The organism is Pseudomonas asturiensis (assembly GCF_900143095.1).
Classification (GTDB): Bacteria; Pseudomonadota; Gammaproteobacteria; order Pseudomonadales; family Pseudomonadaceae; genus Aquipseudomonas; species Aquipseudomonas asturiensis.
The window spans coordinates 100,977-113,140 of record NZ_FRDA01000005.1 but is presented as its reverse complement, the minus strand read 5'-3'; the positions used below and the strand labels follow the sequence as shown (position 1 = coordinate 113,140).

Annotated in this window: 9 protein-coding genes; all 9 read right to left on the bottom strand. The window is 58.1% G+C overall.

Features of this window, described 5'->3' with window-relative positions:
- Positions 1 to 68: 68 nt before the first annotated feature.
- The 9 genes from BUB69_RS10845 to gyrA all read right to left on the bottom strand — a co-directional run bounded on the left by BUB69_RS10845 (position 69) and on the right by gyrA (position 12,111).
- Positions 69 to 1,511 (bottom strand): MBL fold metallo-hydrolase, encoded by a 1,443-nt coding sequence (locus BUB69_RS10845; protein WP_073166035.1) that lies wholly within the window; start codon positions 1,509 to 1,511, stop codon positions 69 to 71.
- 404 nt (positions 1,512 to 1,915) lie between these two features.
- Positions 1,916 to 2,167, bottom strand: coding sequence for a lipopolysaccharide assembly protein LapA domain-containing protein (locus tag BUB69_RS10840; RefSeq protein ID WP_073166031.1), 252 nt, complete (start codon positions 2,165 to 2,167; stop codon positions 1,916 to 1,918).
- A 24-nt stretch (positions 2,168 to 2,191) separates the two neighbouring features.
- A complete protein-coding gene (gene ihfB / locus BUB69_RS10835; protein WP_003369729.1) occupies positions 2,192 to 2,488 on the bottom strand; it encodes an integration host factor subunit beta in 297 nt (98 codons plus the stop codon).
- A gap of 295 nt (positions 2,489 to 2,783) precedes the next feature.
- Positions 2,784 to 4,469, bottom strand: a complete 1,686-nt coding sequence (gene rpsA / locus BUB69_RS10830; protein WP_073166028.1) for a 30S ribosomal protein S1 — start codon at positions 4,467 to 4,469, stop codon at positions 2,784 to 2,786.
- A 122-nt stretch (positions 4,470 to 4,591) separates the two neighbouring features.
- Entirely contained in the window at positions 4,592 to 5,281 is a 690-nt protein-coding gene (gene cmk / locus BUB69_RS10825; protein ID WP_073166024.1) for a (d)CMP kinase, read from the bottom strand.
- A complete protein-coding gene (locus BUB69_RS10820) occupies positions 5,278 to 6,825 on the bottom strand; it encodes a prephenate dehydrogenase/arogenate dehydrogenase family protein (protein ID WP_425439364.1) in 1,548 nt (515 codons plus the stop codon). The genes cmk and BUB69_RS10820 overlap by 4 nt, the downstream gene beginning before the upstream one ends.
- Positions 6,826 to 6,948: 123 nt before the next feature.
- Positions 6,949 to 8,043 (bottom strand): prephenate dehydratase, encoded by a 1,095-nt coding sequence (pheA, locus tag BUB69_RS10815; RefSeq protein ID WP_024688997.1) that lies wholly within the window; start codon positions 8,041 to 8,043, stop codon positions 6,949 to 6,951.
- Entirely contained in the window at positions 8,043 to 9,128 is a 1,086-nt protein-coding gene (serC, locus tag BUB69_RS10810) for a 3-phosphoserine/phosphohydroxythreonine transaminase (protein WP_024688996.1), read from the bottom strand. Before serC ends, pheA begins: the two co-directional genes overlap by 1 nt.
- Positions 9,129 to 9,327: 199 nt before the next feature.
- Positions 9,328 to 12,111 (bottom strand): DNA gyrase subunit A, encoded by a 2,784-nt coding sequence (gene gyrA, locus BUB69_RS10805; RefSeq protein WP_073166021.1) that lies wholly within the window; start codon positions 12,109 to 12,111, stop codon positions 9,328 to 9,330.
- Between the last annotated feature and the right edge of the window lie 53 nt (positions 12,112 to 12,164).

Genomic DNA, 12,164 nt, shown 5'->3' with positions numbered 1-12,164 from the left:
GACTACGCACCGTGAACAAATGAGTAAGTTACATGAGCCGATACAGGCTCGCCTTATCATGGGTGCGTTCAAGGAATAAACAGTTTCAACGGACGTTTATCCAGCGAATATTTGCGTTGCAGTTTATGTCCCAGTGATCTCTTTGCAGCGGCCTCGCCATGAACCAAACGTATCTGTGCAGGCCACTGCTTCATGCCTGTAACAAACTCCACCAGACCCGCTTGATCAGCGTGCGCCGAATACCCGCTTACCGTTGAGACACCTGCACGAATGTCAAAGCGCTCTCGATCGAGTTCAACGTACCCGCCTTGCGGGCCGTACGCCTGAATCGCTGCACCTGGCGTGCCCTTGGCCTGATAACCGACAAACAGAACGTTATGACGCGTGTCACCCAGCATGGCCTTGAGGTAGTTGACGATACGTCCCCCTGCGCACATGCCGTTGCCGGCAATAACGATGGCCGGGCGTGCGGTGCTGGCCAGATAGTTGATCGTCTGCAGGTGCTGGCTGTGTGTATCGATCGTGACGAGTTGGGAGAAGCCCAGAGGCGCTCGGCCTTGCCCCAGACGCTCCCGTGCGTCTTCATCCCAATAGTCGGAGAACGACTGGTACACCTTGGTAAATCTGCTGGCCAGCGGCGAATCGAGGATGATCGGTAGTTGCGGCCAGTCCATGGCGACCGCCTCGCCGCTCCGTGGGTCGACAGTACTGCTGACCAGCCTATCACCTGCCAACGACTTGCGGCGAAGGATATCCTCCAGCTCGTACAGCAACTCCTGGGTGCGTCCGATACTGAATGCAGGAATCAGCACCGTGCCGTTATCTTCCAGCGCCTTGTCAATGAGCGCTTCGAGACGGTGTTGCCGGGTGCTTCGATCTTCGTGAAGACGATCGCCGTAAGTACTTTCCAGCACCAGAATATCGGCACACTCAGGCGATTCGGGAGCAGGCAGCATGGGGGTGTGGGACGCCCCCAGGTCGCCCGAAAACACCACACGCTGCGAGCGGCCCTCCAGCGGATAGGTGAGATCACATTCAATGTATGCCGACCCGAGGATATGACCGGCGCGCTGTAGACGCACCTTGCAGTGCAGCGACTCTGTGGCCACCAGATCGAACCAGGTATTGAAAGGCAACGCGATGATGCGCTTGCCAATGGCTTCCAGCTGACGATCGACCCGTACAGCGTCATGACCGGACTCCAGCTTCAGGATGTCCTCCATCACCAGCGGCAACAAGTGGGCACTGGGTTCGCTGCACAGAATCGGCCCCTTGTACCCACTCGCCAGCAACTCGGGAATACGCCCCACATGATCGTTGTGCACATGGGTGACCAGCAGCGCCTTGATGTCCGCCGGGGAAAACCCGAACGCCTCAACGCCATTGCGCTCCCGGACCTGTGTGGACCCACAATCAATCAACAGACTGTTTGCGGCGTCCATGCAAAGCTGATGGCAAGAACCCGTCACGGTCTCTACGGCACCATGGTGTATGAGTTGCGGATAAGACATTCAACGACCCTTCATGTAAAGACCAGACGCAGTGCCAGGTACGCACTCGCGCAATAAGCCGGGGGTATTCTGCATTTGAATAAGGGGCTTTCAAGTCTTGACATAGAGGATCAAAGCCAAAGAAAAATCAGCCTTGATTGGACGACAGACGGATGAGCCATATAAACACTGACCATTCCATTACTATGCATGTATTTCCTACAGCATATAAGAATAATCAAGCGTGAGAAGTTGAATATTCCTACAGCAATATAAGAACAATTAAATGAGCACACACGAGCTTCGCCGCCTGGATTGACACCGCGAGACATGCACTGAAAGAAGCAGAAAACGTTTTAAGGCAGCGAGGGAACGCAGGAGAAGAAGTACTTCAGGCAGCCGGACCTGCATCCGGCGACGCCTGTTTATTCGGACTTGATGGATCGAGTGTATAGCGTGCGTTTTTTGCGGAAACTGGCGAGCCATGCCAGAACCGGACCGATCAGCATGCCCAGCAAAAGCGCCAGGACCACCGGTACGGCAAAGGGGAGCGCTGGCGCTGACCAGCCAAAAAAGACCAACGCGACGGTTTGCTGGTTTTCAAGCACAAATACAGTGGTTGCCAGCACGACAAACAGCACAATGGCGATGACAACGACTCGTTTGAATATGCGCATCAGATGATCCTTTGTCTGGCGACCTCAGAGGCCCTCTTCTTCATCTTCATTCACCCGATCCCTCAATTCCTTGCCCGGCTTGAAGTGGGGAACAAATTTACCGTCCAGACTGACAGACTGGCCCGTCTTGGGGTTACGGCCTACACGCGGTGCGCGGTAATGCAAAGAGAAGCTGCCGAACCCACGAATCTCGATACGGTCGCCCGTTGCGAGGCACTGTGACATCTGTTCAAGCATGGTCTTGATAGCCAACTCGACATCCTTGGATGAGAGCAGCCCTTGATGGGTGACAATTCGTTCGATCAACTCCGACTTCGTCATATTTTTCCCTTCTTTTTCAAGCAGCTAGGTCAGCGCTCCGAAGGTTTTAGCATGGCCGGATGAATTTGAACAGCCCATCTCTTGACTTATGTGAAGCCGTGTCAACGGCTCACGAACGCATGACGTGCGTATGACACCTGACAGGTACAGCATAGGGATTGACGAGAACACAAGAAGGACGCGGCCTGAGAGGTCGCTGGAGACGTTTTTCGGGTTCAGCCGTGGGCTGGAAAGGCTTAAAAACAAGACGTAAAAAAGGGCGACCGAAGTCGCCCTTTTTATGGTCAAGCAGAACTTAGTTCTGTTTTTCCATCTGCGCGCGCAGCAGGTCACCAATGGTGGTAGGACCAGTGCTTTCAGCAGTTTCAGGCTTGCTACGCAGGCTCTGAATCGCTTCTTTCTCGTCTTCAACGTCTTTCGACTTGATGGACAAGCTGATTACGCGGCTCTTGCGGTCAACGCTGATGATCTTGGCTTCGATCTCTTCGCCTTCTTTCAGAACGTTACGCGCATCTTCAACGCGGTCACGGCTGATTTCGGAGGCTTTGAGGGTCGCTTCGATGTCGTCGGCCAGAGTGATGATGGCGCCTTTGGCGTCAACTTCTTTAACGATACCGCGGACGATTGCGCCTTTGTCATTGACAGTGACGTACTCGGAGAACGGATCGCTTTCCAGCTGCTTGATACCCAGCGAGATGCGCTCACGCTCTGGATCAACAGACAGGATCACAGTGTCGAGCTCGTCGCCCTTCTTGAAACGACGTACGGCTTCTTCGCCCACTTCGTTCCAGGAGATGTCGGACAGGTGAACCAGACCGTCGATGCCGCCGTCCAGACCAATGAAGATACCGAAATCGGTGATCGACTTGATGGTGCCGGAGATCTTGTCGCCCTTGTTGAACTGGCCAGAGAAATCTTCCCACGGGTTAGATTTGCACTGCTTGATGCCAAGGGAGATACGACGACGCTCTTCGTCGATGTCCAGAACCATGACTTCCACTTCATCGCCAACCTGAACGACTTTCGATGGGTGGATGTTCTTGTTGGTCCAGTCCATTTCGGAAACGTGTACCAGGCCTTCCACGCCTTCTTCCAGCTCTGCGAAGCAGCCGTAGTCGGTCAGGTTGGTAACACGCGCGGTGACGCGAGTGCCTTCCGGGTAACGAGCCTTGATAGCAACCCATGGGTCTTCGCCCAGTTGCTTCAGGCCCAGGGAAACACGATTGCGCTCGCGATCGTACTTCAGGACTTTTACATCAATCTCATCGCCAACGTTGACGATTTCCGATGGATGCTTGATGCGCTTCCAGGCCATGTCGGTGATGTGCAGCAGGCCATCGACGCCACCCAGATCGACGAATGCGCCGTAATCGGTGAGGTTCTTGACGATACCTTTGACTTGTTGACCTTCCTGCAGGGACTCGAGCAGAGCTTCGCGCTCGGCACTGTTCTCGGCTTCCAGGACACTGCGACGGGAAACGACAACGTTGTTGCGCTTCTGGTCCAGCTTGATGACCTTGAACTCGAGCTCTTTGCCTTCCAGGTGAGTCGTGTCGCGCACAGGGCGAACGTCAACCAGAGAACCAGGCAGGAACGCACGGATGCCGTTAACGTCGACAGTGAAGCCGCCTTTAACCTTACCGTTGATAACGCCCTTGACCACTTCTTCAGCTGCGAAAGCTGCTTCCAGAACAATCCAGCACTCAGCGCGCTTGGCTTTTTCGCGGGACAGCTTGGTTTCGCCAAAGCCGTCTTCGACCGCGTCGAGCGCAACGTGCACTTCGTCACCGACCTTGATGGTCAGCTCGCCAGCGTCGTTGTAGAACTGCTCGAGCGGGATGACGCCCTCGGACTTCAGGCCAGCGTGTACAGTTACCCAATCGCCGTCGATGTCGACAACGATACCGGTAATGATTGCGCCCGGCTGAAGGTTCAGGGTTTTTAGGCTTTCTTCAAAAAGTTCTGCAAAGCTTTCGCTCATTTTAATTCCTGTTGATCAAGGGCGAAGGATACGCCCATCTGCCACGCTCCAGACAACGTGGGTTTCGTTCATATAAAAGGAAGCTTGCAGGACGGGGTCTGGTCTCCTGCACAGCTCCTTGATCATCCGGCGATATCGCGCAGGGCGACTTCACTCAGGATGCGTTCCAGCACCTGCTCGATGGACAATTCGGTGGAATCCAGCTGTATGGCGTCGTGCGCCGGCTTGAGCGGGGCTACCGCTCGCTGGGTGTCACGCTCGTCGCGTGCACTTATCTCATCTAGCAGACTCGACAGACTAACATCATCGCCCTTGGCCTTCAACTGCAAGTAACGACGACGCGCACGCTCCTCGGCGCTGGCCGTCAGAAAAATCTTCAAGGGTGCATCAGGGAAAACCACGGTACCCATGTCGCGGCCATCCGCCACGAGGCCCGGTTCTTCCTGAAACGCGCGCTGGCGTTGCAGCAGCGCATCACGCACCGCTGGCAACGAAGCCACTTGCGAGGCGCCGCTGCCAACCTGCTCGTTGCGAATGGCGTGAGTCACGTCTTCGCCTTCAAGAACAATGCGCTGACCCTGCCCTGCCGCCGACGCTTCAAACTGCACGTCGAGGTGCGCAGCCAGGAGCTTGAGCGCCTCTTCATTGGTCAGATCGACGCCATGATTGCGCGCTGCAAATGCCAGCAGGCGATACAGCGCGCCCGAATCGAGCAGGCACCAGCCCAGCTTTCTGGCCAACAATCCGGCCACGGTGCCCTTCCCGGAGCCGCTGGGTCCGTCGATGGTTATAACAGGTGCTTTGATCTTCACTTTATGTCCTCTTGCGCTACATGCAGGCCGACTTGAGCGCACAGCGCCAGAAAATTGGAAAACGATGGAGCAAAATGCGCGTGATCGTGAACATGAACAGGAGCAGACGCCCGCAATGACGCCACGCCGAACGCCATGGCAATCCGCTGATTGCCACGCACATCAATGTTGCCACCACTCAGCACGCCGCCTTCGACGATGATGCCGTCCGGCGCAACTTCAACCTCGATACCCAGTGCCAGCAAGCCATCAGCCACCACCCGCACGACTTCAAGCTCCGTGCCGCGCAACTCCTGAGCCCCGCGCAGAATGGTACGCCCTTGCGCGCAGGCTGCTGCAATACAGAGCACCGGAAATTCATCAATGGCCAGTGGAACCAGCGCTTCGGGAATGTCGACACCCTTGAGCCGCGCGCTGCGTACCTGAACATCTGCAACAGGCCCACCGCCTTCTTCGCGAGCGGCATGCAACACGATATCGCCGCCCATCAGGCGCAGAATATCGATCACGCCCACGCACGCAGCGTCCATGCTGACGCCTTCGAGCAGCAGATCCGAATCTGCACTGATGGACGCCGCAACCATGAAAAGTGCCGCAGAAGCGATATCCACAGGCCCGCCAATGCGATGACTGACGTTGCCACCGACCGCCGCCTGGCCATTGGACGCGTCGACACCCCTGGGCTCGACGTGCGCCCTGAGCGCCAGGATGCGACCGAAATGTTCGCGCGCAGCGCGGGCACGGGTGAACACTTTCAGCAACTGAGCACCGTCACCCGCATCGACTGCGTCACGCAGGGCATCGAGGTCGCTGCGAAACGTATCGAGCGTGCGCAATACCGCCTCGCGATTGGCGAGAAAAATGTCATGCCACATGACCGGATCACTACCGGCAATACGCGTGAAATCACGGAAACCGCCGGCGGCGTACCTGAATATTTCCAGATTTTCATTACGTTTTGCCAACGAATCGACCAGACCGAATGCCAGCAGGTGCGGCAGGTGGCTGGTAGCGGCCAGTACCTCATCGTGACGCTCGACCTGCATGTGCTCGACATCAGCGCCCAGCTCCGACCACAGTCGATCAACCAGGGCCACAGCATCCGGGTCGGTTTCGGCCAAAGGCGTCAGAATGACCTTGTGCCTGCGAAACAGCGCAGCGTTGGAGGCTTCTACACCGCTCTGCTCCGAGCCCGCAATCGGATGCCCGGGAACGAAGCGCGACGGCATGCCGCCAAACGCCTGGCAAGCCGCGCGAACCACATTGCCCTTGGCGCTGCCGACATCGGTCAGTACCGCGTTACCCAGCTCAAGAGGTGCCAGCAATGCCAGCAGCTTTTCCATCGCCAGAATCGGGACCGCCAACTGAATCACATCGGCACCGCAGCACGCCGCCGCCAGATCCTCTTCACAGCGATCCACGACCCCCAACTCAACTGCCAGCTTGCGTGATTGAGGATCAAGGTCGACGCCGACCACTTCACGGCACAGGCCGCTCTCACGCACCCCTTTGGCAAAGGAGCCGCCGATCAGGCCGAGTCCCACGACCACCAGGCGTCCGACGATCGGGCCGCTCGCTTGCTTTGAGCTGACCTCAACCACGCGCAAAACCCTTCAAGCCTTCGCAGCCCATCAGGACGAAAAAATGACCACTCATGTAACGCCCCTTCAAAGAACCGCTTTCGGGTAGGAACCCAGCACCTTCAAGGCAACGGCTTCATGACTGATCTGCTCCAGCACCGCCTTGACCAGTGGGTCCTGGTGATGCCCTACGAAATCGATGAAAAACACGTAGGTCCACTTTCCGCTACGCGACGGACGGGTTTCGATACGCGTCAAATCCAGGCCGTTTTCGTGGAAAGGCACCAGCAGCTCGTGCAAGGCCCCCGGCTTGTTGCTCATCGACACGATGATCGAGGTCTTGTCGTCGCCGGTCGGCGGGACTTCCTGGTTGCCGATGATGAGAAAACGCGTGGAGTTGTCCGGGCGGTCTTCGATCTTTTCAGCCAGACGCGTCAGACCATAAAGACCGGCCGCCATGTCACCGGCAATGGCGGCGGAATTCCACTCACCCTTGACGCGCTTGGCGGCTTCGGCGTTGCTGGCAACAGCGACGCGCTCCACGTTCGGATAATGCGCATCCAGCCATTTGCGGCACTGGGCCAACGACTGCGCGTGGGAGTAAATGCGCGAGATACTTTCAGTCTTGGTGCTTTCACCGACCAGCAGGTGGTGGTGAATACGCAATTCGACTTCGCCACAGATGACCATGTCGTGTTCAAGAAAGCTGTCGAGCGTGTGGTTGACCGCACCTTCGGTGGAGTTTTCCACCGGCACGACACCAAAATTCACGGCACCGGCTACCACTTCCCGGAACACTTCATCGATAGCCGCCATGGGCAGACTGATGACCGCATGACCGAAGTGTTTCATGGCCGCGGCCTGGGTAAAGGTGCCTTCAGGCCCCAGGTAGGCGACTTTCAAGGGCTGCTCGAGCGCCAGGCAGGAAGACATGATTTCGCGAAACAGACGCGCCATCTCTTCGTTACTCAGGGGACCGCGATTACGCGCCATGACACGCTTGAGCACTGCCGCCTCACGCTCCGGGCGGTAGAACACAGGCGCTTCACCTTCCGCCAGGGAGGACATCTTGACCCGAGCGACTTCCTGCGCACAGCGGGCACGCTCGCTGATCAGCTCCAGAACCTTTTCGTCCAGGCTGTCGATGCGGACGCGCAGCGCCTTGAGTTCCTGTTCGGACATCAGCCGTGCTCCTTCTCGAAATCTTTCATGTAGGCCACCAATGCGTTGACCGCATTGATGTCCACTGCGTTATAGATGGACGCGCGCATGCCACCGACCGAACGATGGCCCTTGAGGTTGAGCAGACCGGCAGCGTCGGCACCCGCCAGGAATGGCTTGTCCAGACGATCATCGGCCAGGCGGAACGGCACGTTCATCCAGGAGCGGTCCGGCTTGTTGATCGGGTTGCTGTACAGCTCGCTGGCGTCAATGAAGTCGTACAGTGTGCGCTGCTTGATGTCATTGAGCTTGCCAATAGCCTCGACGCCGCCCTGCTCCTTGAGCCACTCGAAGACCAGACCCGACAGGTACCAGGCCAGCGTCGGCGGGGTGTTGTACATCGAGCCGTTATCGGCCGCGACCTTGTAGTTGAGCATGGTCGGGCACAGCGAGCGGGCGCGACCCAGCAGGTCTTCGCGGATGATCACCACGACCACGCCGCTCGGGCCAATGTTCTTCTGGGCACCGGCGTAGATCATGCCGAAACGGGAGATGTCCACAGGACGCGACAGGATGTCCGAGGACATGTCAGCGACCAGCGGCACATCACCGGTTTCCGGAATCCAGTTGAATTCCAGACCACCAATGGTTTCGTTCGGCGCGTAATGAACATAGGCCGCGTCTTTGGACAGCTTCCACTCGTTCTGACCAGGAATAGCGAAGTAATCGTAAGGCTTGGCGCTGGCCGCCACGTTGACCGTGCCGTAACGCGACGCCTCTTCAATCGCCTTCTGCGACCAGATACCCGTATCGATGTAGTCAGCCTTGCCGTTTTCAGGCAACAGGTTCAACGCAATCTGCGCGAACTGCTGACTGGCACCGCCCTGCAGGAACAGCACTTTGTAATTGGAGGGAATGGACAGCAGGTCGCGCAGATCCTGTTCGGCCTTGGTGGCGATGGAGACGAACTCATCGCTGCGATGGCTCATTTCCATGACCGACAGGCCCTTGCCGTGCCAGTCCAGGAGTTCGGCCTGGGCACGCAGCAGAACAGCTTCAGGAAGCGCAGCAGGACCTGCGCAGAAGTTAAAGGCTCGCTTGCTCATATCCACTCTCGTCAAATACGTTTGGGTCTGTACGCACTGTCTTGCCGAAACGTGCCTGGGACGTCTAGACGCCCGGCAGCTTGCGCGCAAATTCTGAATCGTCCGTAGCGCCGGCCGAATGTCGCAAGGGCTGGACTTGTCTGAAATGCATATGCACCCACAGACGAGCCAGCCCTTACCTGATTTACGTTACAGCTTATTAGTCCTGCGATTCATCGTCATCCGATGCAGCGTCGATTTGCAGCTCGTCACCGGCTTCGCCAGGTTCAGAGGCGTCAGCGATCAGAGCCTCTACGCCCTCTTCGCCTTCAAGCAGCTCTTCGCCTTCAACTTCAGATGGCTCCTGAACACGCTCCAGACCGACCAGCTTCTCGTCGCTGGCCAGCTTGATCAGGGTGACGCCTTGAGTGTTACGACCCAGGCTGGAGACCTCGCCGACGCGGGTCCGCACCAAGGTGCCCTGGTCGGAGATCAACATGATTTCCTCACCATCGAGCACCTGGACTGCACCGACCAGACGACCGTTACGCTCGTTGCTGACCATGGCGATCACGCCCTGACCGCCACGTTTGTACTCAGGGAACTCGGAAATGGCCGTTCGCTTGCCGTAGCCGCGCTCGGAGGCGGTCAGAATCTGGCTGCCCTCTTCCGGGATCAGCATGGAAATCAGCTTCTGGCCTTCCGGCAGACGCATGCCGCGAACACCGCGAGCGGTACGGCCCATGGCACGAACGTCGGACTCCTTGAAGCGCGTGACCTTGCCGCCGTCGGAGAACAGCATGATTTCCTGCTCGCCATCGGTGATGGCAGCGGAGATCAGGATATCGCCTTCGTCCAGTTCCAGCGCAATCAGGCCCGAGCTACGCTGACGGCTGAATGCCACCAGCGGGGTCTTCTTGACCGTACCGTTGGCCGTGGACATGAAGATGAACGGTGCCTTCTTCTTGTCGGCAGCCTTGATGCGTGCCTTGCGCTCTTCTTCGGTCTCGTCGCTGTTCTGCGCGTCGTCCAGCTCGCCCTCGAGGGCTTCGCCTTCTTCGTCAGCCCGCTTGCGCATGGCTTCCAGATCGACCGGCAACATGGTGGTGATGTATTCGCCGTCACTCAGCGGCAGCAGGTTGACCAGCGGACGACCACGGGCGGCGCGGGACGCTTCCGGAATCTCGTAGGTCTTGAGCCAGTACACCTTGCCCTTGCTGGAGAACATCAACAGCGTGGTGTGGCTGTTGGCAACCAGCAGGTGAGCAATGTAGTCCTCATCCTTGATACCGGTCGCCGACTTGCCTTTGCCGCCACGGCGCTGCGCCTGATAGACCGCCAGAGGTTGGGTCTTGGCATAGCCGCCGTGGGAAATGGTCACGACGCGCTCTTCTTCGGTGATCAGGTCACCCAGGGTCAGGTCCAGACGTGCATCGAGAATCTCGGTGCGACGGGCATCGCCGTATTCTGCGCGGATCAGTTCCAGCTCTTCACGGATGACTTCCATCAGGCGGACGGCGCTGTTCAGGATGCGGATCAGCTCGCCGATCTGAGTCAGGATTTCCTGATACTCGCCCAGCAGCTTCTCGTGCTCCAGACCGGTCAGACGGTGCAGACGCAGCTCCAGAATGGCCTGAGCCTGTTCCGGCGACAGGAAATACTTGCCGTCGCGCAGACCATACTGAGGATCGAGGTTCTCCGGACGGCACGAATCGGCCCCGGCGCGCTCGACCATCTCGACCACGGCGCTCGATTCCCAAGGCGTGCTGATCAGCGCTTCCTTGGCTTCGGCAGGCGTCGGCGAAGCCTTGATGAGGGCGATGACCGGATCAATGTTGGACAGCGCAACCGCCTGACCTTCAAGGATATGGCCGCGCTCGCGGGCCTTGCGCAGTTCGAATACGGTGCGACGGGTGACGACTTCGCGACGGTGGCGAACGAAAGCTTCCAGCAGGTCCTTAAGGTTCAGGATCCGCGGACGGCCGTCGATCAGCGCAACGATGTTGATGCCGAACACGCTCTGCAGCTGGGTCTGGGCGTAGAGGTTATTGAGGATGACCTCAGGCACTTCGCCACGACGCAGCTCGATGACCACACGCATACCGTCCTTGTCGGACTCGTCGCGCAGCTCGGTGATGCCTTCGAGCTTTTTCTCTTTTACCAGCTCGGCGATCTTTTCGATCAGACGCGCCTTGTTCAGCTGGTAAGGCAATTCGGTGATGACGATCTGCTGACGACCACCGACCTTGTCGATGTCTTCGACGATCGAGCGGGCACGCATATAAATGCGGCCACGGCCGGTGCGATAGGCTTCGATGATGCCGGCGCGACCGTTGATGATCGCGGCCGTCGGGAAGTCAGGGCCCGGGATGTACTGCATCAATTCGTCGACCGTCAACTCGGGGTTGTCGATCAGCGCCAGGCAACCGTCGATGACTTCGCCCAGGTTGTGCGGCGGAATGTTGGTCGCCATGCCCACGGCGATACCGCTGGAGCCGTTGACCAGCAGGTTGGGAATACGGGTCGGCATGACCGCGGGGATCATTTCGGTGCCGTCGTAGTTCGGCACCCAGTCAACGGTTTCCTTGTGCAGGTCGGCCAGCAGCTCGTGAGCCAGCTTGGTCATGCGCACTTCGGTGTATCGCATGGCCGCCGCGTTGTCGCCGTCGACCGAACCGAAGTTGCCCTGGCCGTCGACCAGCAGGTAACGCAGCGAGAATGGCTGAGCCATACGAACGATGGTGTCGTACACGGCCGTGTCGCCGTGCGGGTGGTACTTACCGATCACGTCACCAACCACACGGGCGGATTTCTTGTACGGCTTGTTCCAGTCGTTACCCAGTTCGCTCATCGCGAACAACACGCGCCGGTGCACGGGCTTCAAGCCATCGCGCGCATCGGGCAGTGCTCGACCGACGATAACGCTCATTGCGTAGTCGAGGTAGGACTGTTTCAGCTCGTCTTCGATATTGACCGGGAGGATTTCTTTGGCCAGTTCGCCCATGAGAAGCCTGATTCCTTTTTCTGGTGAAACCTCGCAAACCCATTCGGGGTAAA